We start from the raw sequence: 26285 nt of genomic DNA, 5'->3' as shown, positions 1-26285 counted from the left end.
AAATTCTACTTGGTAGCTGCTTTTATGACGCTTTTTTTAATTGCGGTCATTATTAGGGTTTTTAATATACAGTACTCTCAAGGAGAAAAATACAGAAAACTTTCTACAGAACTTACAATTAAACAAGACACTATCTATGCAAATAGAGGTAATGTTTATGGTTCAGATGGAAATTTACTAGCAACTTCTATGTCTAAATTTACAATTAGAATGGATGCAGTTGCTGTAGATAGTGAGGTTTTTGAAAAAAATATAGCAGGGTTATCTAAAGAACTTTCTAGAATGTTGGGTAATTCTGCTGGCTATTATCAAAAAAGATTAAGAACTGCCAAGAAGAGAAAAAACAGATACTTATTAATTGCTAGAAATATTGGCTATAATGATTATCTAAAAATGAAAGAATTTCCAATATTTAATTTGGGGGTTTATAGAGGAGGTTTTATTGCAGAGCACAGAACAGTTCGTGCGCATCCTATTGGTAAAATTGCAGAACGTACAATTGGTTATGATGATTACAGAGGAGAAGCTGGAATAGAAGGGGCTTTTACTGAATATATGCAAGGTGAAAATGGGTTGCGTTGGAAACAAAAAATCGCAAAAAACCAATGGAAACCAATTAACGATGTAAATGAAAAAGAGCCTATAGATGGGCATGATATTATCACAACAATAGATGTTAATATTCAAGATATTACACATCACGCATTATTACGTCAATTAGAGGCTTTTGAAGCAGACCATGGTTGTGCTGTTGTTATGGAAACTGAAACGGGAGAAATTAAAGCCATTTCTAATCTTGGTAGAACGTCAAAAGGAAAATATTTCGAGAAAAGAAATTATGCAGTTTGGGAAAGTCATGAACCTGGATCTACATTTAAACTAGCAAGTTTAATGGCAGTTTTAGATGATAAATTAATAGATACTTCTACTGTTGTAGATACAGAAAAAGGGAAGATTTACATTCATAATAGAAAAGTAGAAGATTCTCATAGAGGTGGTTATGGTAAAATTTCTGCGGCTAGAGTTTTTGAAGTTTCTTCTAACGTTGGAATTGTAAAGATAATTAAAGAGCATTATGATAAAAATCCTCAAAAGTTTATCGACAAAATAGAAAAATACGGATTTACAAAACCAATAGGTTTTCAGATTAAAGGTGAAGGAAAGCCTTATGTGCCAATTCCAACAGACAAAGCTTGGAGTAAGATATCTTTAGAATGGATGTCTTGGGGTTATGGAGTTTCGGTAACGCCAATGCAAACTTTAATGTTTTATAATGCTGTTGCTAACAATGGTGTAATGGTAAAACCGCGTTTTATTAAAGAATTAAGAAGACAAGAGAAATTAGAAAAGGTTTTTAAAACAGAGGTTGTAAACTCAAAAATAGCTTCAGATGAAACTTTAAAGAAGATTAGAAAAGTAATGGAAAATGTTGTTATTAAAGGTACTGCAACAAATATTTATTCTTCTAATTTTTCTATGGCTGGTAAAACAGGTACAGCAAAAAAATACATTCCTAGACACAAAAATGCAAAAGGAGAAACTATTTCTGGTCATTATTCTACCAAACATTATGTAGCGTCGTTTGCAGGTTTTTTTCCTGCGGATAACCCTAAATATTCATGCATTGTGGTGATTCACGATCCTAAAAAAGAGAAAGGATATTATGGAGCAACAGTTGCTGCACCGGTTTTTAAAGAAATTGCACAAAAAATTTACACAACTACGCCAATAGATAATCAATCTGTAGATGATAAAACAGAGTTTACTTCTATAAATGATCAGTATTTAAAATATAATACGCAATTGAATAAAGATTACAATAAAGTGCCAAATGTAGAAGGAATGTCTGGTATGGATGCATTATCGTTGTTAGAGAATATTGGATTAAAAGTAAAGATTTCTGGCGTTGGAAAAGTGGAATCTCAATCACTTAAAAGAGGAGAGAAATTAATAAAAGGAGCAACCATTATTTTAAAACTTTCATAAACTGAAGAATTTAAAAGACATATTATATCAGGTTTCAATTCATCAAGTATTTGGTAGTACAAATATTGATGTAAATAATCTTGTTTTCGATTCTAGACAAATCGAACAAAATGATGTGTTTATTGCTCAAAAAGGAGTTTCTGTAGATGGTCATTTATATATTGATAAAGCAATTAGTTTAGGAGCAACTGCAATTATTTGTGAAGATTTTCCTACAGATAAAAAAGAAGGAATAACATATATTCAGGTTGCTGATGCAAATATTTCTTTGGCAATTATGGCGTCAAATTTTTATAACAATCCTTCAACTAAACTCCCATTAATAGGAGTTACAGGTACAAATGGGAAAACAACAATCGCATCACTTTTATATCAACTATTTAAAAAAGCTGGTTATAAAGTTGGTTTGTTATCTACGGTTAAAATTTTAGTTGATGAAACCGAATTTAAAGCCACACACACAACTCCAGATTCGGTAACTATTAATAGTTATTTAGATAAAATGATTGATGAAGGGGTGGATTTCTGTTTTATGGAAGTAAGTTCTCATGGAATACATCAAAAGAGAACAGAAGGCTTAGTTTTTGCTGGAGGAATTTTTACAAATCTTTCTCATGATCATTTAGATTATCATTCAACTTTTGCAGAATATAGAGATGTTAAAAAACAATTTTTTGATGCGTTGCCAAAATCGGCTTTTGCTTTAACAAATATCGATGATAAAAATGGCGACTTCATGTTGCAAAACACAAAAGCGAAAAAGAAAACGTATGCCTTAAAAACCTTGGCAGATTTTAAGTCTAAAATTTTAGAAAAACAATTGTCTGGAACTTTAATTTCTGTTGATGGAATAGAGGTTTGGACTAAATTAATAGGTGTTTTCAATATTTATAATTTAACAGCAATTATTGCTACTGCAGAATTGCTAGGATTAGAAAAATTAGAGGTATTAACAATTGTAAGTGAGTTAGAAAGCGTTAGTGGAAGATTCGAATATGTGGTTTCTGAAGATGGAATTACTGCAATTGTAGATTATGCACATACGCCAGATGCACTTAAAAATGTATTAGAAACAATTAATGATATTAGAACTGGTAACGAAAACGTAATTACTGTTGTTGGTTGTGGTGGTGATAGAGATAAAACCAAAAGACCAAAAATGGCACATATTGCTTCGCAATTAAGTAATCAGGTAATTTTTACATCAGACAACCCAAGAACAGAAAATCCACAAATCATTTTAGATGAAATGGAGCTTGGTGTTTCTCCAGAAAACTATAAAAAAACATTAACGGTTTTAGATAGAAGGCAAGCAATTAAAACAGCATGTAAATTGTCTAAAACTGGAGATATCATATTAATTGCAGGAAAAGGACATGAAAATTATCAAGAAGTAAATGGTATTCGTACACATTTTGATGATTTAGAAGAGGTTAAAAAATGTTTCAATCAACTTAAAAATTAGTAAGAATGCTGTATTATTTATTTGAATATTTAGAAAGTCAATTCAGTTTTCCTGGTGCTAGTGTGTTTCAATTTATCACATTTAGAGCAGCAGCAGCATTTATTTTTTCCATATTAATTTCTGCTATTTATGGTAAGAGAATTATCAACTTTTTACAAAAACAACAAGTTGGAGAGTCTATTAGAGATTTAGGTTTAGAGGGGCAAGTTCAAAAAGCAGGTACACCAACAATGGGTGGAATTATCATTATTGTTGCAACTTTAATTCCAGCAATTTTGTTAGCAAAATTAGATAATATCTACATTATTATTTTAATAATAACTACAGTTTGGATGGGGTTAATAGGTTTTTTAGATGATTATATTAAAGTATTTAAAAAAGACAAAGGAGGTTTAAGCGGGAAGTTTAAAGTTTTAGGCCAAATTGGTTTAGGTGTCATTGTGGGGTCTATGTTATATTTTAATGATGATGTAACTATAAAAGAACAACTACCAATAGAGCAACAAATTACACAAGAAAACGGAAGAAAAAAAGTATTTGGTGAAGCTCATAAATCTACAAAAACAACAGTTCCATTTTTTAAGAATAACGAATTAGATTACTCTAAAGCATTCAATTTTTTAGGAGATGGTTATGAGAAATATGGATGGATAGTTTTCATTTTTGTAACGGTTTTTATTGTAACTGGAATCTCTAACGGAGCAAATTTAACAGATGGTATAGATGGTCTCGCAGCTGGTTCATCTGCAATTATGGTAATAACATTGGCAATTTTTGCTTGGGTTTCTGGTAATATCATTTTTGCCGATTATTTAGATGTTATGTACATACCAAACTCTGGAGAAATGACAGTTTTTATACTAGCATTTGCTGGAGCATTAATTGGTTTTCTTTGGTACAATACTTATCCAGCTCAAGTTTTTATGGGAGATACTGGGAGTTTAACTATTGGCGGAATTATAGCAGTAATAGCAATTTCAATTAGAAAAGAATTGTTGTTGCCAATTTTAGCAGGAATTTTTGTGATAGAAAATTTATCAGTAATCATGCAAGTTTCGTGGTTTAAATATACGCGCAAAAAATACGGAGAAGGAAGAAGAATTTTTAGAATGTCGCCTCTACATCATCATTATCAAAAATTAAGTTATCACGAAAGTAAAATAGTTGTCCGCTTTTGGATTGTAGGAATTCTATTAGCAGTATTTGCAATTGTTACTTTAAAATTAAGATAAAAGTGAAAAAACTAACAATTCTTGGTGGTGGAGAAAGTGGTGTTGGAGCTGCAATATTAGGAAAGCAAAAAGGATATGATGTTTTTGTTTCTGATAGAGGAGAAATATCAAAAAAATATAAAGAAGTTCTTTTAAATAACGAGATAGATTTTGAAGAGAAAAATCATACTGAAGCAAAAATTTTAAATGCAGATGTAGTTGTAAAAAGCCCAGGAATTCCTGATACAGTTCCTTTGATTTTAAAGTTGAAGGAAAATGGAATAAAAGTGATTTCTGAAATTGAATTTGCAGCAAAATATACAAATGCTACAATTATTGGGATTACTGGTTCTAATGGAAAAACAACCACAACATTATTAACACATTACATTTTAAAAAATGCAGGATTAAATGTTGGAGTTGCAGGTAATATTGGTGACAGTTTTGCACAACAAGTAGCTGAGCAGAAATATGGCAATTATGTGTTAGAATTAAGTAGTTTTCAGTTAGATGGAATTGAAGATTTTAATAGTCATATTGCAATTTTAACCAACATTACACCAGATCATTTAGATAGATATGAGTATGATTTTAACAAATATATAGCGTCAAAATTTAGAATTACTAAAAACCAAACTGCAAACGATTTTTTAATTTATGATGCAGATGATGAAGCTATCAATAATTGGTTAAAAGAAAATAAAACACAAGCGAAACTGGTTCCGTTTTCACTTGAAAAAGAATTAGAGTACGGAGCATACATTAAAGAAAACAATATTATAATCAACATTAATAAAGACACAATACATATGCCAACTTCAGCCTTATCATTAAAAGGAAAACACAATACAAAAAACGCAATGGCAGCAACAATGGCTGCACAGTTACTTAAAGTTAGAAAGCAGACTATTAGAGAAAGTTTAGAAGATTTTGAAGGTGCAGAACACCGTCTAGAAAATGTAGCAAAAGTTAAAGGTGTTGCATATGTTAATGATTCTAAAGCTACAAATATCAATGCAACTTTCTATGCGTTAGAATGTATGGATACTGCAACAGTTTGGATTGTTGGTGGTGTAGACAAAGGGAATGATTATAATGATTTATTACCCCTAGTTAGAGAAAAAGTTAAAGCAATAGTGTGTTTAGGTCTTGACAATGAGAAAATTAAAAATACTTTTAAAAACGTTGTAGATATTATTGTGGAAACTGCTGGAGCAGAAGAAGCAGTTAAAGTTTCTCATAAATTGGCAGAAAGAGGAGAAACAGTTTTATTGTCGCCAGCTTGTGCTAGTTTCGACTTGTTTGAAAATTATGAAGACAGAGGTCGTCAATTTAAAAAAGCGGTAAGAAGTCTTTAAGATAATTTAATTGATTTATAATAAAATATAGTTATTTAAAATTCGAGTAAAAAAATTAATGAAAACTATTTTTCAACATATAAAAGGAGATAAAACCATTTGGGCAATTGTTGCTATTTTGGCAATATTCTCATTTATGCCTGTGTATAGCGCAAGTACAAACTTGGTATATGTTGTTGGTAATGGGTCTACTTTTGGTCATTTAATAAAACATGCCGTTTTATTAATAATGGGTTTTGCAATTATTTATGGAGTTCATAAAGTGCCTTATAGATATTTCTCTGGAGGTTCAGTAATTATGTTGCCTGTTGTAATTGTTTTACTGGCTGTAACATTAGCTCAAGGAACAACTATTGGAGGAGCAAATGCAAGTAGATGGATTCGTATTGGAGGTATTGGTTTTCAGACTTCTACATTAGCTGGTTTGGTTTTAATGGTGTATGTGGCAAGGTATTTAGCAAGAAACAAAGAGAAAGAAATTAAATTTAAAGAAAGCCTATTGCAACTTTGGTTGCCAGTATCATTGGTTTTAATTCTAATTTTACCAGCAAACTTTTCAACAACAGCAATCATTTTTACAATGATTTTAGTAATTGTTTTTATAGGTGGATATCCATTAAAATACATTGCTTTTATTTTAGGAGCAGGTCTTGTGGTGCTTACATTTTTTGTGTTGATAGCAAAAGCATTTCCAGATGCAATGCCAAATAGGGTACAAACTTGGCAAAATAGAATAGAAAATTTTTCTCAAGAAGGAGGAAAGGAAGCTTATCAAGTAGAAAAAGCTAAAATAGCAATTGCAACAGGTGGAGCTATTGGAGTTGGTCCAGGTAAAAGTGTTCAAAAAAACTTTTTACCACAATCTTCATCCGATTTTATTTTTGCAATTATTATTGAAGAATATGGTATGGTTGGTGGTTTTATAATTCTATCTATTTATTTCTTATTACTATTTAGAATTTTTGTTGTTATTAGAAAAACAACCACAATTTTTGGAACATTATTGGTTTTAGGAGTTGGCTTACCAATTATTTTTCAAGCAACAATAAATATGGCAGTTGCAACTAATTTATTTCCTGTAACTGGGCAAACTCTACCACTTATTAGTAGTGGAGGAACTTCAATTTGGATGACTTGTTTTGCTTTAGGAATGATTTTAAGTGTTAGTGCAACAAAAACAGTTACAGAAGAAGAAATTTTAGATGATAATCCTTTAGATATTTTACATGAAACAATCGATTAACATATTAATTTCTGGAGGTGGAACTGGCGGACATATATATCCGGCAATTGCAATTGCTAACGAATTAAAATTACGTTATCCAGATGCAAACTTTCTGTTTGTTGGTGCAAAAGATAAAATGGAAATGGAAAAAGTGCCGCAAGCTGGATATAAAATAGAAGGTTTGTGGATTTCTGGAATTCAAAGAAAAATTTCAGTAGATAATTTATCATTCCCTTTTAAACTAGGAAGTAGCTTGTTAAAAGCAGGAAAAATAATCAGAAAATTTAAGCCAGATATAGCTATTGGAACTGGAGGTTTTGCAAGTGGGCCAACACTAATGATGGCAAATAGAAAAGGAATTCCAACATTAATACAAGAGCAGAATTCTTTTCCAGGAATTACTAATAAATTATTAAGCAAAAAGGCAAATACAATTTGTGTTGCTTATGATAATTTAGAAAGTTTTTTTCCTGTTCATAAAATAATTAAAACAGGTAATCCTGTTCGTCAAGACTTATTATCAATTTATTCTAAAACAGCAGAAGGAAAAGATTTTTTTAAGTTAGATAAAACAAAAAAAACTGTTTTAATTTTAGGAGGAAGTTTAGGGGCAAGAAGAGTAAATCAATTAATAGAAACAAATTTAGAATTCTTTAAAAAACAAGGAATTCAGGTTATTTGGCAATGTGGAAAATTATATTTTAACGAGTATAAAAAACACAATAATTTAGAGAATGTACAAGTGCATCAATTTATAAATAGAATGGATTTTGCGTATGCAGCTTCAGATTTTATTATATCTAGAGCAGGAGCAAGCTCAGTATCCGAATTATGTATTGTTGGCAAGCCTGTAGTTTTTATTCCATCACCAAATGTGTCAGAAGATCATCAAACAAAAAATGCCAAATCTATAGCAGATAAGCATGCAGCAATTTTGTTAAAAGAAAGTGAGTTAGAAACATTTCCAATAGTTTTTGAAACGCTATTAAAAGACGAAGGAAAACAGCAAAGTTTAGCTGAAAATATAAAAGAGTTAGCGTTGCCTAGCGCAACAACAGATATTGTAAACGAAGTAGAAAAGTTATTAAAAAAGTGAATTTAAAAAACATACATAACGTATATTTTGTCGGAATTGGTGGCATAGGAATGAGTGCAATTGCGCGTTATTTTGCTGCCAATGGAAAACAAGTTGCAGGGTATGATAAAACACCATCTAAAATCATATCAGATTTAGAAGAATTGGGAGTAGAAATTCATTTTGAAGATGCCTTGAAAAATATTCCTATTTCTTTTTTAAACAAAGAAAAAACATTGGTGGTTTATACGCCTGCAGTTCCTAAAAATCATACTGAATTAAATTACTTTTTAGATAATAAATTTACTGTTTTAAAAAGGTCAGAAATTTTAGGAAAAATAACAGAAACAACCTTTTGTTTAGCAGTTGCTGGAACGCATGGAAAAACAACAACTTCTGCTATTTTAGGTCATATAATGAATACAGTTAATGCAACTTCATTTTTAGGTGGAATTGCAGAAAACTATAATTCAAATTTAATTTTAGGTGAAGACAAAGTTTCTGTAGTAGAAGCAGATGAGTTTGATAGGTCGTTTTTAAACTTAAGCCCAAATATTGCTTGTGTAACTTCTATGGATGCAGATCATTTAGACATTTATGGTAATCCAGAAGCATTGCAAGAATCATTTATAGATTTTTCTCAAAGAGTTTCAAGTACGCTAATTGTAGCAAAAGGTTTGCCTTTAAAAGGTTTAACTTATGCCATTAATGAAGATGCGGATTATAGAGCTTTTAATTTAAAAATTGAAAGTGGAAAATACATTTTTGATGTACAAACACCAATATCTGAAATAAAAAATATTGAATTTCATTTACCAGGAAAACATAATGTAATGAATGCTTTAGCTGCATTATCTATGGCTGATGTTTATGGAATTTCGCTAGAGAGTATCAAAGAGAGTTTGTCAACTTTTAAAGGCGTAAAAAGAAGGTTTTCTTACAAAATAAAAACATCAGATTTTGTTTTAATTGATGATTATGCACATCATCCAACAGAAATTAATGCTGTAGAAAATTCAGTAAGAGAAATGTATCCTAATGAAAAGGTGTTAGTTGTATTTCAACCACATTTATTTAGTAGAACTAGAGATTTTGTTGATGATTTTTCAGGAGCACTATCAAAGTTTGATGAAATTTTATTATTAGATATTTATCCAGCAAGAGAAGAACCAATTCCTGGAGTAAATTCTGAATGGTTATTAAATAAAATTAATAACTCACAAAAAAAACTTGTACAAAAAAATAATTTACTAAAAGATATTAAAAATTCATCTGCAAAAGTGGTGGTAATGTTGGGTGCTGGAGATATTGGAGTATTAATTAATGAGGTAACAAATCAACTTTTAAAACCAGAGCAAAATGAAGTTTAAAAGGTTTTTAAAATACTTGTTATTCCTTACGCTTATTATAAGTTTAGGGTTTTTGTATAGCTTTTCATCAAAAAGAAATTATGCAAAAATAATAGCAGAACCTGTTGTAGAATTTGAAGCTGGAGATAATAATTTCTTAACACATTCTATGGTTAATAAATTGTTAATACAAAATAGTGAAATTGTTAGAAACAAAGCAAAATCTACGTTAGATTTATATGGTTTAGAAAATACCGTTTTAAAAAACCCTTATGTAGAAAAAGCTGCTGTTTTTTTTACCATTGGTGGTGTGCTTAAAACTGTGGTAAAACAACGCAAACCAATTGCAAGAATTATATCAGAAATTAATTCTTATTATATTGATAGACAAGGTGTAAAAGTACCATTGTCTGATAATTATTCAGCAAGAGTGTTGTTGGTGTCTGGTATTAAAAATGAAGAAGATGTAAAGGAAATATTGCCTTTAATAAAGATTATTTTAAAGGACAATTTTCTGCAAAAAGAAGTCGTTGGTATACAGAAATCTGACGATGATGAGTATCAATTTTCCGTAAGAAGTGGAAATTATAAAATCGATTTTGGAAAATTAACCGAAATAGATGTAAAATTTAAAAAATTAAAAGCGTTTTATAACAAAACATTTAGAGATAAAACGATTGATAATTATAAAATGATTAATGTAAAATATCACAACCAAGTTGTGTGCACAAAATAAATCAAAAATGGAAAACAATAAAATAGCAGTTGGTTTAGATATTGGTACAACCAAAATTGTTGCCATGATTGGTCGTAAAAACGAGTACGATAAAATTGAGGTTGTTGGTATAGGTAAAGCTAAAAGTTTAGGTGTAAAGCGTGGTGTTGTAAGTAATATTACGCAAACAATACAATCCATTCAACAAGCTGTGGATGAGGCAGAAAGTGTTTCTGGTGTTAAAATAGAGGAAGTTGTTGTTGGTATAGCTGGTCAACATATTAGAAGTTTGCATCACAGTGATTATATCACAAGAAATAACGCAGATGAAGTTATTGATGATGTTGATATTGAGAATTTGGTAAATCAAGTTCACAAATTAGTAATGTTGCCAGGAGAAGAAATTATTCATGTATTACCGCAAGAATTTAAAGTAGATTCTCAAGCAGATATCAAAGAACCTATTGGTATGTATGGTGGACGTTTAGAAGCTAATTTCCATGTGGTAGTTGGGCAAGTGTCATCTATTAGAAATATTGGACGTTGTGTTAAAAGTGCAGGTTTAGATTTAAGTGATATTACTTTAGAACCTTTAGCATCTGCATCAGCAGTTTTAAGTCAAGAAGAAAAAGAAGCAGGAGTTGCTTTAATAGATATAGGTGGTGGTACAACAGATTTAGCCATTTTTAAAGACGGAATTATTCGTCATACAGCTGTAATTCCTTTTGGAGGAAATGTAATAACAGATGATATTAAAGAAGGTTGTTCTATTATAGAAAAACAAGCTGAATTGTTAAAGATAAAATTCGGTTCTGCTTGGCCAGGTGAAAATAAAGAAACAGAAATTGTTTCTATACCAGGTTTAAGAGGAAGAGAACCAAAGGAAATTACATTAAAGAATTTATCAAAAATTATTCATGCAAGAGTTCAAGAAATTATCGAGCATGTCTATTTAGAGATTAAGAATTATGGACATGAAACTGCAAAAGGAAAATTAATTGCAGGTATTGTTTTGACAGGAGGAGGGTCTCAATTAAAACATTTACGTCAGTTAGTAGAATATATAACTGGTATGGATGCAAGAATAGGTTTTCCAAATGAACATTTAGCAGGAGATTCTGATGACGCATTATCAAGTCCAGCTTACGCAACTGCTGTAGGTTTGTTAATGGAAGGATTAGCAAAAGGTGTAAAAGAAGAAGAAGAAATTACAGAAGCTGTTGAAGAAATTATCAACGAAACTGAAGAAGAAATTGAAGAAGCTACACCAATTGTAGAGCCAAAACCAAAACCAAAGAAAAAGTCGTTTTTCGAAAAGTTTACTGAAGGTTTAAAAGATTTTTTAGACAACGCAGAGTAAAATATAGTTTAAACTTTTTAGTTAAAGTTTGCTATGAGAATAAAAAAGAAAATTAAAAATTTAAAAATAAAAGTTACGTTATTATGAGCGCAGAATTTGATAACATTTCATTTGACATGCCAAAAACACAATCTAACACTATTAAAGTAATTGGTGTTGGTGGTGGAGGTAGCAATGCAGTAAACCACATGTTTACGCAACATATTAAAGGAGTAGATTTTGTAATCTGTAATACAGATGCACAAGCTCTAGAAAATAGTCCAATTCCTAATAAAATTCAATTAGGGGCTAACTTAACATCTGGTCTAGGTGCTGGTGCAAATCCAGAAGTTGGTGCACAAGCCGCTAAAGAAAGTATGCAAGAGATACAGCAAATGCTAAATACCCAAACTAAAATGGTATTTATAACTGCTGGTATGGGTGGTGGTACTGGAACAGGAGCTGCGCCAATTATTGCAAAAATTGCAAAAGATATGGACATTCTTACTGTAGGTATTGTAACTATGCCATTTCAGTTCGAAGGTAGAATGCGTTCTAAACAAGCACAATTAGGAATCGATCAACTGCGCCAAAATGTAGATTCTTTAATTGTAATTAATAACAATAAATTACGTGAAGTATACGGGAATTTAGGTTTTAAAGCTGGTTTTTCTAAAGCAGACGAAGTTTTATCTACAGCTTCTAAAGGTATTGCAGAAGTAATTACACATCACTATAAACAAAATATAGATTTACACGATGCTAAAACCGTGCTTTCTAATAGTGGAACTGCAATTATGGGTTCTGCAAAAGAAGAAGGTACAAATAGAGCTAAAAACGCCATTGTAAAAGCATTAGATTCTCCATTATTGAACGATAATAAAATTACAGGAGCAAAGAATGTATTGTTATTAATTGTTTCTGGAACTAACGAAGTTACGTTAGACGAAATTGGAGAAATTAACGACTTTATTCAAGATGAAGCTGGTTATGACGCCAACATTATAATGGGTATTGGAGAAGATGAAGAATTAGGAGACGCCATTTCTGTAACTATTGTTGCTACAGGTTTTGCAGCAGATCAACAAAGTACAATTACAAATACAGAAGTTAAAAAAATTGTACATACTCTAGAAGATGAGCAAAAAGCAACCTATAATTTCGGTGAAAAAACAATTACAAAATCACCAACATTAGATCAACCAATTTCTAATAAATCTGACCAAAAAATTGTACATACTTTAGAAGATGATACAGATACATTAACGGAGCCAAAAACTCCAAAGATGGATTTGGTACAAACATCAGAAATTATTGCAAGTATGCCAGTTTCTTACGATGAAATTCAACTAGAAACAATTGCTGAAGAGGATTTTATTATTACAGATGTTACACCAGTTGTAGAAGAGGTAATTGAAGAAGAGCCAGTACAATTACAAGCAGATTTGTTATTCGATTTACCCTTAAACTCTTACACAGAGGTAAAGGAAGAAGAGGAAATTAAATTTAACTTAACAGAAGAAAGTGCTTTAAACACTAATAACTTAGAAGTTAAAGAAGTTAAAGTTGAATCTGAAAAGAGATATTTTCTTGAAGAATTTGATGCAAAACCTACCATAGGAAAAAGTTCTCACATAGCTGGAAATAATGAAGTTATCGAAGAAGAAGTTAAATTTGAATTGAAAACTTCTACCCCACAAAATGAAATAAATAGTGTTGAAACAATTAGTGAAGAAGTTTCGCCATTAGATTTAACAATTTCAGAGTTGCAACAAAGAGCAGAAGAAAGACGAAGAAAGATGAAAGGCTTCAACTATAAATTTAACGATCAGTTAAGTAAAAATATAGATGAAATCGAACGTCAGCCTGCATATAAAAGACAAGGTGTAGATTTAAACGTAAACGCTCCAATTAGTCAGTCTAAAACAGCTATTAAAAAAGAAGATGACCAAATAGATTTTAAGTCTAACAATTCTTTTTTACATGATAATGTAGACTAGCCACTTCATAAAAACCCCTTACAGGCTAAAAACCACATCATAAAAGATGTGGTTTTTTTGTTTTTATAAATATTTTTTTACTTTTTTTTCTAATTGTCGTAAACCATGAACGCTATAAAAACGCATTTTTTTGAGTTTTGACAGCTTTTTTTGTTGTAACAAATAAATTTATTTGTCGTCTTCTTTATATAATCAATTAAACTAAATATCATGAAATACACAACTACAACATCAGTATTAGAAAGAGGAATTTTAACTTCTGCTTACAAACAAGATATAAATAGAAACATAAGAATTGAAAGATCTAAATCTTTATCGGGAATTAAATCTCTTATTATGAATCAAAGTAATTTAGAAAGCCAGACAGGAACTATTTTAAGAGTATCGCTTTTTGCAATTGCAATTATTATGATTTCGTTTTAAGTAATTTAATTTTTTTGAACTTCTTTATTTAGAATATAAGGTAATTACTAAACTAACTCGCATGAGCGATAGAAACGGCATCCTTTTTAAATGTGATTGAAAGAAATTATTTCTTATTAAATAAATAGTTTATTATATTTTAAAATAACGTAAATTTCTAATTGATAAATTTAAAAAGATATAGTGGATAGCGCGTTTTTTGTTTTAATCAAAAACATGCCCAAAACAAAAAAATCCATCTAATTAAAGATGGATTTTATATTTATAAGAAATTAAGTTTTTTAACTCAAAGCTTCTTTAATTCTTTTTATTGCTTCACGTAACTGTAATTCTGATGCCGCATAAGACATTCTAATACAATCTGGAGCACCAAAAGCATCTCCAGTTACAGTTGCAACGTTTGCTTTCTCTAAAATGAATAGAGAGAAGTCATTTGCATTTTCGATTTTTACACCATCAATGGTTTTCCCAAAGAATGAAGAAATATCTGGGAAAACATAAAATGCACCTTCAGGTACGTTTACTTTAAAACCATCTATCTCTCTTAATAAGCCAATTACAATATCTCTACGAGTTCTAAATTCATCTACCATAAATTGAATTTTAGAAACCGGAGCTAAAACTGCAGTAATTGCAGCTCTTTGCGCAATACAGTTTGTACCAGAAGTAACTTGCCCTTGCATTTTTGTACAAGCTTTAGCAATCCATTCTGGAGCACCTATATAACCAATTCTCCAACCTGTCATAGCAAATGCTTTTGCCAAACCGTTTACAGTAATAGTTCTATCGTACATGCTTTCTATAGCTGCAAAACTAAAAGGTTTTGCTCCATAGTTTATGTGTTCGTAAATTTCGTCTGATAAGACATAAATTTGTGGGTGATTTTCTAATACTGCAGCCAAGGCTCTGTATTCTTCTTCACTGTACATAGATCCACTAGGATTGTTTGGTGAGTTAAAGAATATCATTTTTGTTTTTGGCGTAATTGCGCGTTCTAATTGTGCTGGCGTAATTTTAAAATCGTCATCTATTGAAGAAGGAATTTCTACAAATTTTGCTTCACTTAAAATTGAAATAGCAGAATAACTTACCCAATAAGGTGCAGGTAATAAAACTTCGTCTCCAGGATTTAATAAAACTTGAGCAACATTTGCAATTGATTGTTTTGCACCTGTAGAAACTACAATTTGGTTTGGTTCATAAGATAAATTATTATCTCTTTGAAACTTCGTGCAAATTGCTTCTTTTAATTCTAAATAACCATCTACTGGTGAATAAGAATTATAATTCTGATTAATTGCTTCAATTGCAGCATCTTTAATAAAATCTGGTGTGTTAAAGTCTGGTTCTCCTAAACTTAAACTGATAATGTCTTTTCCAGCTGCTTTTAATTCTCTTGCTTTTGCAGCCATTGCTAAAGTTTGAGAAACAGGTAAACTGTTAATTCTGTCCGATAATGGATGTGTCATTGTACTGTTAATTGTGTGTTTGTTTATGCTAATTCTGGCTTTTGTCCTAAAACACCTAAATGTCTAAAGTGCTCTACAACTGCTTTTGACATTGTTTTGTATTCGTTATAAGGCAAATTAAACTCTAAAGCCGTTTCTTTTACAATTTTAGCCAATTTATTATAATGTACGTGAGAAATATGCGGAAAAATATGATGTTCAACTTGATGATTTAAACCACCAGTGTAGAAGTTTACCAACCAATTACTAGGCGCAAAGTTAGAAGTTGTATATAATTGGTGGACTGCCCAAGTGTGTTCTAAATTTCCATCTTTATCTGGAAGTGGCATTTCTGTATTTGGTACAATATGTGCTAATTGAAAAACTAGACTTAAAATCATACCTGCAGTATAGTGCATTACAAAGAAACCAAGTAAAACTTTCCACCAAGCAACGTCTAAAACTAATAATGGTAAAACAATCCAAAGTGCATAATACACAATTTTAGAAACCACTAATTTTGTCCACTCTACTTTAGGATTTGGAAATTTACCATAAGATAATTTTCGTTTTAAATAACTGCGCATTTGTTTAATATCTGTTGTTATTGCCCAGTTTATAGTTAGCAAACCATATAAAAATATAGAATAATATTTTTGAATTTTATGAATTGGTAACCAAGAAGAATGTTGAGAAAAACGTATAATTCTTCCAGCATCTATATCTTCATCATGGCCTTCTACATTGGTAAAAGTATGGTGTAAAACGTTGTGTTGTACTTTCCAATTATACACGTTTCCGGCAAGAATATAAATACTACTTCCCATTAATTTATTTACCCATTTTCTTTTAGAAAAAGATTCGTGGTTAGCATCATGCATAACATTCATACCAACACCAGCCATTCCTATTCCTGTAACAACCATTAAAAGAATCATTACCCATTGAGGCATAGAAACTGTTAAGATTAAAATGAAAGGAACTAAAAACAATGAGAACATAATAATTGCTTTTGTGTACAATTTCCAGTTTCCAGTTCTTTTTAAATTATTTTCTTTAAAATATGTATTTACTCTTTTATTTAGAGTTCTAAAGAATTTAGCTTTATCTACTCTTGAGAAATTTATTGTTTTCATTCAGTAATTTAATAATGATTTGCAAAAATAAACTTTTTGAATTTGCTTTATATGATAAACGTCAGTTTTTGTTGCCAATTGTTTGTTAAGTATAACTATTTTTGCATTTCAAACATTTTACAAATGGATATTATTCACAAATATTTTAAAAATTTATCAGAAACACAAATCGAACAATTCACTAAACTCCAAGAATTATACCAAGACTGGAATTTAAAAATAAATGTTGTTTCGAGAAAAGATATAGACGAATTGTATTTACGTCACGTTTTACATTCTTTAGGTATTGCAAAAATAATTCAGTTTAAACCAGGTTCTAAAGTTATGGATGTTGGAACCGGAGGAGGTTTTCCTGGAATTCCATTAGCTATTTTATTTCCTGAAACACAGTTTCATCTGGTAGATTCTATCGGTAAAAAGATAAAAGTAGTAAATGAAGTTGCTGAAGGTTTGGGTTTAGAAAATGTAAAAACTACACATGGTAGAGTAGAGGAAGTAAAAGATACGTACGATTTTATAGTAAGTAGAGCAGTTGCACAGATGGAAACTTTTGTGCGTTGGAACAAAGGTAAAATTGCTAAAAAACAAAATCACGATTTAAAAAACGGAATTCTATATTTAAAAGGTGGAGATTTAACTGAGGAATTAAAATTATATACTTCTGCAACCATTTACAATTTGCCAGATTTTTTCGAGGAAGAATTTTTTGAAACAAAAAAAGTTGTTCATTTAGGAATGAAGTTTAAGGGGTAATTTGTTATAAAACAGTAAAAAAGAACTCATATACTACAATTTGTTGTTCATACGATTGTGAAATTTAGATACCATATTTCTTTTTATTAGTTTTACTAAACAACTAAAAAAAAGTAAAATGAATTTAAAAAGAACATTTGGTGCAGTATTAACTACTTTAGGAATTATTGGATTAATTTATACAGGATATATGGTTTTACAAGGTGGAGGTGATTTTGCTTCTATGATTGTATTTGGAATTTTAGGATTTATATTTTTCGCCTATGGAATTAGTCTTGTAAGAACTACAAAAGATGAAGCTTAACTTTAGCTTTTAAAAAATAAATAAATAAAAAAAGGAATCTCTTAAAATGAGATTCCTTTTTTTATGCTTTTAACATCATTATGTTAGTTTTTTAATTATTTAGGACATAATAAAATGACGAATGATAGTTGGTTAAGAGAAAATTCCTGAATATAATTCTTACACATTAATGAAGTAGCTACTAATTCCACTTAAGATACTTTGTACAGCATAAGAAGCTAAAATAAGCCCCATAATTTTACTTAAAACTGTAATTCCGTAATTACCAATTCTTTTTTGTAAATGATTTGCTGTTAAAAGAATTAAGCAAGTAATGCCAATAACTAGTAATACAATTACTGTTGTAATGGCTTGTTGTTGTATTGTGTAAATGTGGTTGTTTGTCATTAAAACGACGGCTAAAATAGCTCCTGGTGAAGCTATTGAAGGAATAGCAATAGGAAATATGGTAACGTGTTTGTAATCCGTAATTTGACTTTTTTCCTGTTCTGGTTTACCATCGCCAAAAATCATTGTTAATGCAAACAAGAAAAGAATAACTCCACCAGAAATTTGAAAAGCATCTAATGAAACAGACATGCCTTCTAAAATTAATTGTCCAATTACAATAAAAAATAATAGAATAAAAAAAGCTATTATAGAAGCTCTAATTGCAATTTTTCTTTTATGAATTATATCAAATTCTTTTGTAGCTTCAAGATAAACAGGTATTGTTCCTATTGGGTCTATTACCGCAAAAATGAAAAATATTGTTGTTAAAATTTCAGTCATTATACTTTGTTTATTTTTTAAATTAAATCACTTGTTAGTTCACTTGTAAGAACTAAATTAAACCAAGCTTTCCTATAAGAAAACCTATTACTGCTACTGTTATTAGAATTATTAAAGAAAATAAAATTAACCCTAATAAAAAACGTAAAAGCTTTAAAACTGATTTCCCAAAAGTAAGGTTGTATAGTTTACCAAATGCATACAAGTAATAACCAATATATGCAACCATACTAAATAGGTAGATTGATGGATGAATTAACATTGCCGCAAAAAAAGCGATTATAGAAAAGTAAGTTGTAAAGCCATAGATATATGCATTTATAACAATATGCTCTCCGTAATTATGTGGTTTTTTATAGGTCCATTTACTTAAAAGCGAATAAATTGGTAAAAAGATAAAAGTTAGTAAATTGTAATAATGAAGCATAAACTGTAGCATTTTGTCCATAGATTTTATCTGTATTTGTGCTACTTTCTTTTTTGCTTCCAATATTTTAAGTTCTTTTTCAGATATATTTTTTAGTGTAGACAAATCTAAATCTGCCATTTCTTTTATTTTTGCAGTTTCTTCTGAATTAAAATTACTTTGTATGGCAATAAAATCATCAGCAAAATAATTAAATATTAAAAGAGATAAACCTGCGCCAATTGCTAAAAAAGCAAATGGATTCACATATTTTTTACGAACTCCTAAAAGATATTCTTTAAGAACTTCATCTGGTTTTGTAGCCATTTTTCTTAATGTCAAGAAGAATTTGCTATCAATCCCAAATACATTTATAATTAATTCTGTAATTAGTTGTTTAAAAGTAATTCTATCTATAATTACTTTTGCGCCGCAATTATCACAAAATTGAGCATTTTCCTCTAAAGAATCTTGGCAGTTTTTACAGTTCATAAATCAAATATAAATAAAAAAGGAACGATATTTTTGATGCTTCCTTTTTTTGATATTTTGTAATAATTAAAAAATAGAACACGCTGTTTTTGTAGTAAAATTCTCTAAAAACAACATTCCTTTGTAAGAATTTCCTTTTTTATTCAATTTTGGACTCCATACTGCAATGCAAAATTCATCTGGATGAATTGCCACAATTCCTCCACCAACACCACTTTTACCTGGCAAACCAACTCTAAAAGCAAACTCGCCAGATTCGTCATAAAAACCACAAGTAAGCATAATTGCATTTATTCTTTTTGCTTGGCTTTCTGTAATTACGTAGTTTCCTTTATGTGTTCTAAAATTATCGTCTGCTAAAAATTGAAAGATTTCCGATAATTCTTTACAGCTCATTTCTAAAGAGCAAATATGAAAATAGAAGTCTAAAACTTCGTCTACATTGTTTTTAATATTACCAAAAGATTTTATAAAATTACACAAAGCCACATTTCTGAAACCTGTATTTTTTTCTGATTTTGCTACTTTTTCAGAATAATTTAATGAGGAGTTATTAGATAATTCTTTACAAAAAGCTAAAAATTCTTCTTTTGGATTTGTTAAATGACTCAATAGAACGTCGCAAACAACAATTGCGCCTGAATTTATAAAAGGATTTCTCGGAATTCCGTTATCGGATTCTAATTGCTGTAATGAGTTAAAAGGGTTTCCAGAAGGTTCCACGTCTACTCTTTGCCATATTTTTTCCCCTTCTAATTTATAAGCTAAAGTAAGGGCAAGTATTTTAGAAATACTTTGTATGGAGAATTTTTCTTCGAAATTACCAATGCCAAAACTTTCGTTTTTTATGGTTGTAAGATTTACTCCAAAGTTTTCTGCAGAAACATTTCCCAATTCTGGAATATAATTGGCTACTTTACCAAGATCTTCAACATTTTTTATATCAGAATAAATCTCGGTAATTATTTTTTGGTATACTTTTATCTCCATTTTATAGATTGAATAAGCGAAGTTAACTTTTTAGAAATAAAAAAAGGAACTACATTTCTGTAATTCCTTTTATAAAAATTTTATGAAAATTACTCCTTTACAAAGCTTCTACAAACAAACCTTCATCTGTTTTAGAAACTTTAGCAACATCTTTTTTAGTTAAACCTTTAATGGTTTTATCCCATTTTTTGTTAGACAAACCAGATTGAGTTTTCAATTCGTTTAAATCTATTTTTTCAGCTTTTGTAATAATTGCTAAAACGGCTTTTTCTTCATCATTTAATTCAATAGAAGGCGCTTTTTTCTCTGGTCTCATTTGAGGGAAAAATAAAACTTCTTGTATAGATTGATTGTTTGTTAAAAACATAATTAAACGGTCCATTCCAATTCCCATTCCAGACGTTGGTGGCATTCCATATTCTAAAGCTCGTAAAAAATCTTCATCTATAAATTCTGTAGCTTCATCATCTCCTTTTTGCGCTAATTTTAGTTGATGCTCAAAACGTTCACGTTGGTCAATTGGGTCGTTTAATTCAGAATATGCATTTGCAATTTCTTTCCCACAAACCATTAATTCGAAACGTTCTGTAAGTTCTGGATTGTCTCTGTGTTCTTTACAAAGAGGAGACATTTCTTTTGGATAATCAGTAATAAAAGTAGGCTGAATGTAATTTCCTTCACATTTTTCACCAAAAATTTCATCAATTAATTTTCCTTTACCCATTGTTTCATCAACAGGAATATTCATTCCTTTTGCAGCAGCTCTAATTTCATCTTCAGTTTTACCAGTAATATCGAAACCTGTAAAATGTTTTATAGAATCTGCCATAGTTACTCTTGCATAAGGCGCTTTAAAGTCTATTTTATGTTCACCAAAAGTAGCTTCAGAAGTTCCGTTTACAGCAATTGCACAGTGCTCTAATAATTGCTCTGCAAAATCCATCATCCAGTTGTAATCTTTGTAAGAAACATAGATTTCCATGGCTGTAAATTCAGGATTATGAGTTCTGTCCATTCCTTCATTTCTAAAGTTTTTAGAGAATTCATACACGCCATCAAAACCACCAACAATCAATCTTTTTAGATACAATTCGTTAGCAATTCTCATATATAATGGAATATCCAAAGAATTATGATGCGTTATAAAAGGCCTTGCAGCTGCTCCTCCAGGAATTGGTTGTAAAACCGGAGTTTCAACTTCAAAATATCCAGCATCATTAAAGAAAGAACGCATTGCATTAAACAATTTTGTTCTTTTAACAAATACTTCTTTTACATGTGGGTTTACCACTAAATCTGCATAACGTTGTCTGTAACGCATTTCTGGATCTGTAAAAGCATCATAAGTAACACCATCTTTCACTTTAGGTATTGGTAAAGGTTTTAAGGCTTTAGAAAGTAACTTAAAATTCTTAACCATTACAGTTTTTTCACCAACTTTGGTAGTAAAAAGTACACCTTCAATACCAACAAAATCACCTAAATCTAATAATTTCTTAAAGACATCATTGTACAAAGATTTATCTTCACCTGTACAAATTTCATCTCTATTAAAATACACTTGTATTCTACCTTCACCATCTTGTAACTGCGCAAAAGAAGCTTTTCCTTGTATATTTATAGACATTAATCTACCAGCAATTATTACCTGTTTGCTTTCTTCAAAATTCTGTTTAATCTCCTTCGAAGTAGAATTTACAGGAAATAAATCTGCAGGATAAGGGTTTATACCCAAATCTCTTAATTTTGCTAGCTTTTCTCTACGTACAACTTCTTGTTCTGATAATTGCATTCTGTCTAAATTATTAGTGATTTTTTATAAAGACAGCAAAGATACAATCTATTAAAGAATTAGACAATTTGCAGAATTAATAAAATCTCTTTATTTATTTGTGTAATTACGAAATCGTTGTATATTTGCCCGCTACTTTTTGTTGAAGTAGCATTTAGTTGTGTTGTTTTGGCACTTTAGTAAAAGTGTCTTGGTTTTGTTAACCAATGGAAAGCTTCCCTTAAATGGGACGCTTTTTTTTTGCCCTTTTATTTTTTTTTTGAAGCTATTTCCTGCTTTCCGCACTCGCTTTTCTTTTATGCTGAATTTATTTCAGCATCTCGCTTTTTTAAATAAATAATTTCATACTTATAACAGATACTGAGTCTAGTTCAGCATAAAAAAAAGAGCTCAAACAATTGCTACAATCAGGGCTAGACTAGTTTGCTAGCTTTTTGTTAAAACGATTTAAAAAAATGCTCCTTTATATTCCCAGAATTTAATAAAAAATAAAACCACATAAACCACAGCAACAGAAAACTTAATAGTTGCAGAAGCTAACAACCCAATAAAAGAACCAAAAGAAGCTTTTATTGCTCTGTTTGTGTCTTTACTATCGAACATTAATTCGCCAATTAAAGCACCAAAAAATGCACCAATTAAAATTCCAAACGGAATAGGAGTAAGCAAACCAATTATTAAACCAATCGTGGTTCCATATACACCGTATTTTGTTCCACCAAAACGTTTTGTACCAATTGCAGGAATTATATAATCTAGCACCCAAATTATAATTGCTACTCCTAAAGTTATACATAAAAAAGTCCAATTCATTGGAATAACAGAAGTTAAATGTAAAACTAAAAGACCAAACCAACCAGTTAGAGGTCCAGGTAAAACAGGTAAAAAAGAGCCAATAATTCCTAACAATACTAATAAAAGTCCAATAATGAGTAAGAAAATATCCATAGTTAATTTTAGAATATGACGAAAGTACAAAACCTTTGTTACAAAAATTTATAACTAAAAAATTAGTTTAAACTAATTTTTTAGTTATATTTGTCATGTTGAACTAAAAGTTTAGTTATAATTATGAGCAAACAATTAACAAAAGCAGAAGAGCAGATTATGCAAGTTTTATGGGATTTACAAGAAGCTTCTGTAAAAGAAGTAATTGATAAATTACCAGAACCAAAGCCAGCATACAATACAGTCTCTACAATTATAAGAATTTTAGAAACCAAAGAATTTGTAGATCATAAACCAGTTGGCAGAGGTTTTATTTATTACCCAATTATTGAAAAAGAGACTTATAGTAACCAAAGTTTACACAAATTAATGAATGGTTATTTCGATGGTTCTTTTAAAAGCATGGTTTCCTTTTTTGTAAAAGAAAATAAAATGGATGTTGAAGAACTTGAATCTATTTTAAAAGAAGTAAATAAAAATAAAAAGTCATGATAAATTATATAATTCAAGTTGTTTTATGTCAAGTGTTCTTTTTAGTTATTTATGACCTCTTCTTAAGTAAAGAAACTTTTTTTAATAAAAATAGATGGTATCTATTAGGTACTCCAATATTGTCTTTTATTTTACCCTTTATTAAAATACAAACGTTTCAAAAAGTATTACCAGAAAAGTTTTTTGTTTACTTGCCAGAGATAGTTATAGCTCCCAACAAAATAATCGAGAAAACTACATTTTATCAATCTATAAATTATGTAAATGTTATATTTTGGATTGGCGTAAGTTTTTTTACAATTTTATTTTTAGTTAAATTAATTAAGATTTTTATTTTAATAAAAAAATATCAAATTGAAAAAAAGGAGGGATTTACTTTAGTTCACCTTTCAAAACAAACAACTGCTTTTTCATTTTTTAATTACATTTTTTTAGGGAAAGAAATTCCAGAATCTCAAAAATCACAAATTATTGAACACGAATTAGTACACAGTAAACAAAGACATTCTTTAGATTTATTATTCTTCGAGTTTCTAAAAATTGTAATGTGGTTTAATCCCATGATTTTTATTTATCAGAAAAGAATAACCCTAGTTCATGAATATATTTCAGATGAGATTGCTACAAAGTTAACACCCAAAGAAAATTATATAAACAACTTATTATCCAACTTTTTTCAGGTTGAAAACATAGCGTTTGTTAATCAATTTTATAAACAAACATTAATAAAAAAAAGAATTATTATGATGACGAAAAACAAATCTAAAAAAATGAATCAGCTAAAATATTTAGTATTGATTCCTGTATTGGCAAGTCTGCTTTTTTACATTTCATGTACAAAAACAAGTAAAAATGAAGAAATAGAACCTCTTATAGAGGTTGAGGAAATTATAGAGGTTGTTGAGCAGTCATCACAAATTGAAAATACAAATGATATAGAAAATGGTGAAATTATTGAGGTGGAAGAAAGTGTTCCTTTTATGAAAATTGAAAAAGCACCTACATTTCCTGGTTGTGAAACTGGGGATAAAAAATGTTTTTCTGAAATGGTACAGAAACATTTTATAGAAAATTTTGATTCTAAATTACCAAATAAATTGGGACTAAAAGCAGGAAAGAAAAGAGTTTTTATTGGTTTTATGGTAGACAAAGAAGGTAGAGTAGTAGATGTAAAAGCAAGAGCTCCGCATCCAAAAATTAAAGCAGAAGTATTAAGAGTAATGACCACTTTACCAAAAATGATTCCTGGTACACAAAAAGGACAAAATGTAGGGGTGAAGTTTTCTATACCATTTGTTATAATTGTAAAATAGATTAGTTTTTTAGAAAAATAAAATTTTCAAATTACTATTATAGAGTTTACCAAAAGTCGAAGCGAAACCTTCGACTTTTTTATACTTCTATTTATAAAAAGTATAATTATGTAAATAAGAGTTGTAGTGTCTTAAAAGTAAAAGAATTAGGTTCATAAATTGAACAAATTTCAGTAATTTCACGCAATATCTTTACTAATTAAATTAAGATATGTTTTACAATGAGCATAGCATGAGAAATTTTAATTGTATTCTGTTTTTTTTATTCTTTATATCATTAAATACTTTTTCTCAAGAATCAAGTTTAAAGAAAGACTTTAAGTTAGATGTTTTAGAGAAAGTTCCAATTTATCCTGGTTGTAAAGGAAGTAATGAAGAGTTACATGAATGTTTTTCTAAATCTTTCAAAAAATTTTTTTCAAGAAAATTTGACTCTTATCTACCTAATTCTTTAGGATTACCATCTGGCAGAAAAAATATAATTATAAATTTTAAAATAAATAATAAGGGATTATCAGATAGTATTAAAGTTTATGCACCTCATTTAAAAATAGAAAAGGAAATAATTAGAGTAATTAAAAAACTTCCTAAAATGATTCCTGGAGAACAAAATGGTAAAATTGTAGGAGTGAAATATTCTATACCAATTACAATATTTATAGATGAATCAAAAAAAGAACGCAGAGAAAAAAGAATTGAGAAAAGAAAAGCTAGAAAAAATAAAAACTAAAAATACATTTTTAATTTAGTATTTTCACACAATAATTAATATTCATGTTTTTGCGTTTTCTCTCTTTTATAATTTTGATACTTTTTTGCAATTCCTGCGATAAGTTTTCATTTTCAAAAAACAAGCAAATTCAGTCTTTAGATACCATTGTAGATTTTTCTACTGTAGATACCTTTCCTTCTTTTAAAGTTTGCGATTCCATTATTATTAAAGAAAGAAAAGCCAATTGTTTTAGAAATACAATTCATAAAAAAATAGGAGAGGAGCTTCAGAAACACACATTTACCATTAAAGATTCTATTGATGAAATAGTTACTGTACAGTTAATAATTAATTCTAAAGGAGAAGTTATTTTAAAGGGAATTAATTCATCTGCAGTAATAAAAGAACAACTACCAGAACTAGATAGTGTTTTGCAAGCTTGTATTATTAAGATTCCTAAAACTTATGCAGCAATAAAAAGAGGAATTCCTGTTACTACAAAATATGAGCTGCCAATACGTATTCAACTAAAAGAATAATTCCAATACTATTCTCAAATGAATCGAGAATAATATTGGAACT

The 26285-nt window shown here is 29.6% G+C and carries 24 protein-coding genes; 17 read left to right on the top strand and 7 right to left on the bottom strand.

The window, feature by feature from the left end; genetic code table 11:
• The first annotated feature begins 24 nt into the window (after positions 1-24).
• From H9W90_RS09245 to H9W90_RS09195, 11 genes are all read left to right on the top strand, one after another.
• A complete protein-coding gene (locus H9W90_RS09245) occupies positions 25-1986 on the top strand; it encodes a penicillin-binding protein (protein WP_187483961.1) in 1962 nt (653 codons plus the stop codon).
• Between the two features lies 1 nt (position 1987).
• On the top strand, positions 1988-3451 hold the full coding sequence (locus H9W90_RS09240; protein ID WP_187483960.1) for a UDP-N-acetylmuramoyl-L-alanyl-D-glutamate--2,6-diaminopimelate ligase: 1464 nt from the start codon (positions 1988-1990) through the stop codon (positions 3449-3451).
• Between the two features lie 5 nt (positions 3452-3456).
• Positions 3457-4683, top strand: a complete 1227-nt coding sequence (gene mraY, locus H9W90_RS09235) for a phospho-N-acetylmuramoyl-pentapeptide-transferase (protein ID WP_187481333.1) — start codon at positions 3457-3459, stop codon at positions 4681-4683.
• 2 nt (positions 4684-4685) lie between these two features.
• Positions 4686-6020 carry a UDP-N-acetylmuramoyl-L-alanine--D-glutamate ligase gene (gene murD, locus H9W90_RS09230; protein ID WP_187481332.1) on the top strand — a complete coding sequence of 445 codons (1335 nt, stop codon included), beginning with the start codon at positions 4686-4688 and terminating at the stop codon, positions 6018-6020.
• Between the two features lie 58 nt (positions 6021-6078).
• Positions 6079-7263, top strand: coding sequence for an FtsW/RodA/SpoVE family cell cycle protein (locus tag H9W90_RS09225; RefSeq protein WP_187481331.1), 1185 nt, complete (start codon positions 6079-6081; stop codon positions 7261-7263).
• On the top strand, positions 7247-8341 hold the full coding sequence (gene murG, locus H9W90_RS09220) for an undecaprenyldiphospho-muramoylpentapeptide beta-N-acetylglucosaminyltransferase (RefSeq protein WP_187481330.1): 1095 nt from the start codon (positions 7247-7249) through the stop codon (positions 8339-8341). Before H9W90_RS09225 ends, murG begins: the two co-directional genes overlap by 17 nt.
• Entirely contained in the window at positions 8338-9690 is a 1353-nt protein-coding gene (gene murC / locus H9W90_RS09215) for a UDP-N-acetylmuramate--L-alanine ligase (RefSeq protein WP_187481329.1), read from the top strand. Before murG ends, murC begins: the two co-directional genes overlap by 4 nt.
• A complete protein-coding gene (locus H9W90_RS09210; RefSeq protein ID WP_187481328.1) occupies positions 9680-10405 on the top strand; it encodes a cell division protein FtsQ/DivIB in 726 nt (241 codons plus the stop codon). Before murC ends, H9W90_RS09210 begins: the two co-directional genes overlap by 11 nt.
• Positions 10406-10412: 7 nt before the next feature.
• Positions 10413-11744, top strand: a complete 1332-nt coding sequence (ftsA, locus tag H9W90_RS09205; RefSeq protein WP_187481327.1) for a cell division protein FtsA — start codon at positions 10413-10415, stop codon at positions 11742-11744.
• An 83-nt stretch (positions 11745-11827) separates the two neighbouring features.
• Positions 11828-13723: a cell division protein FtsZ gene (gene ftsZ / locus H9W90_RS09200; protein ID WP_187481326.1), complete on the top strand. Its 1896-nt coding sequence runs from the start codon at positions 11828-11830 to the stop codon at positions 13721-13723.
• Positions 13724-13933: 210 nt separating this feature from the next.
• Complete coding sequence (locus H9W90_RS09195) at positions 13934-14146, top strand: hypothetical protein (RefSeq protein ID WP_187481325.1); 213 nt, start codon at positions 13934-13936, stop codon at positions 14144-14146.
• A 281-nt stretch (positions 14147-14427) separates the two neighbouring features.
• On the opposite strand, the gene H9W90_RS09190 is transcribed toward H9W90_RS09195, so the two are convergent.
• The gene (locus H9W90_RS09190; RefSeq protein WP_187481324.1) at positions 14428-15615 is read right to left on the bottom strand and encodes a pyridoxal phosphate-dependent aminotransferase; all 1188 of its coding nucleotides are present in this window, start codon (positions 15613-15615) and stop codon (positions 14428-14430) included.
• A 23-nt stretch (positions 15616-15638) separates the two neighbouring features.
• Entirely contained in the window at positions 15639-16730 is a 1092-nt protein-coding gene (locus H9W90_RS09185) for a fatty acid desaturase family protein (protein ID WP_187481323.1), read from the bottom strand.
• Between the two features lie 123 nt (positions 16731-16853).
• On the opposite strand from H9W90_RS09185, the gene rsmG reads away from it, so the two are divergent.
• Positions 16854-17483, top strand: a complete 630-nt coding sequence (gene rsmG / locus H9W90_RS09180; RefSeq protein WP_187481322.1) for a 16S rRNA (guanine(527)-N(7))-methyltransferase RsmG — start codon at positions 16854-16856, stop codon at positions 17481-17483.
• A gap of 118 nt (positions 17484-17601) precedes the next feature.
• Complete coding sequence (locus tag H9W90_RS09175; protein WP_187481321.1) at positions 17602-17787, top strand: hypothetical protein; 186 nt, start codon at positions 17602-17604, stop codon at positions 17785-17787.
• A gap of 159 nt (positions 17788-17946) precedes the next feature.
• Here the strand turns inward: H9W90_RS09175 and H9W90_RS09170 are convergent, their stop codons facing one another.
• From H9W90_RS09170 to H9W90_RS09150, 5 genes are all read right to left on the bottom strand, one after another.
• Entirely contained in the window at positions 17947-18558 is a 612-nt protein-coding gene (locus H9W90_RS09170; protein ID WP_187481320.1) for a MarC family protein, read from the bottom strand.
• Positions 18559-18610: 52 nt separating this feature from the next.
• Positions 18611-19456, bottom strand: coding sequence for a DUF3667 domain-containing protein (locus H9W90_RS09165; RefSeq protein ID WP_187481319.1), 846 nt, complete (start codon positions 19454-19456; stop codon positions 18611-18613).
• Positions 19457-19522: 66 nt separating this feature from the next.
• Positions 19523-20446: a glutaminase gene (locus H9W90_RS09160; protein WP_187481318.1), complete on the bottom strand. Its 924-nt coding sequence runs from the start codon at positions 20444-20446 to the stop codon at positions 19523-19525.
• 97 nt (positions 20447-20543) lie between these two features.
• Complete coding sequence (gene lysS, locus H9W90_RS09155) at positions 20544-22238, bottom strand: lysine--tRNA ligase (protein ID WP_187481317.1); 1695 nt, start codon at positions 22236-22238, stop codon at positions 20544-20546.
• Between the two features lie 447 nt (positions 22239-22685).
• Positions 22686-23186: a DUF456 domain-containing protein gene (locus H9W90_RS09150; protein WP_187481316.1), complete on the bottom strand. Its 501-nt coding sequence runs from the start codon at positions 23184-23186 to the stop codon at positions 22686-22688.
• A 123-nt stretch (positions 23187-23309) separates the two neighbouring features.
• On the opposite strand from H9W90_RS09150, the gene H9W90_RS09145 reads away from it, so the two are divergent.
• The 4 genes from H9W90_RS09145 to H9W90_RS09130 all read left to right on the top strand — a co-directional run bounded on the left by H9W90_RS09145 (position 23310) and on the right by H9W90_RS09130 (position 26242).
• Positions 23310-23678 (top strand): BlaI/MecI/CopY family transcriptional regulator, encoded by a 369-nt coding sequence (locus tag H9W90_RS09145; protein WP_187481315.1) that lies wholly within the window; start codon positions 23310-23312, stop codon positions 23676-23678.
• Positions 23675-24991 carry a M56 family metallopeptidase gene (locus H9W90_RS09140; protein WP_187481314.1) on the top strand — a complete coding sequence of 439 codons (1317 nt, stop codon included), beginning with the start codon at positions 23675-23677 and terminating at the stop codon, positions 24989-24991. Before H9W90_RS09145 ends, H9W90_RS09140 begins: the two co-directional genes overlap by 4 nt.
• 232 nt (positions 24992-25223) lie before the next feature.
• Entirely contained in the window at positions 25224-25721 is a 498-nt protein-coding gene (locus H9W90_RS09135) for a hypothetical protein (RefSeq protein ID WP_187481313.1), read from the top strand.
• A 74-nt stretch (positions 25722-25795) separates the two neighbouring features.
• Positions 25796-26242 carry an energy transducer TonB gene (locus tag H9W90_RS09130; RefSeq protein ID WP_254712466.1) on the top strand — a complete coding sequence of 149 codons (447 nt, stop codon included), beginning with the start codon at positions 25796-25798 and terminating at the stop codon, positions 26240-26242.
• Positions 26243-26285: the final 43 nt, after the last annotated feature.

It is taken from the genome of Polaribacter pectinis, from assembly GCF_014352875.1.
Lineage (GTDB): Bacteria > Bacteroidota > Bacteroidia > Flavobacteriales > Flavobacteriaceae > Polaribacter > Polaribacter pectinis.
This window is presented reverse-complemented; position numbering and strand designations above follow the sequence as displayed.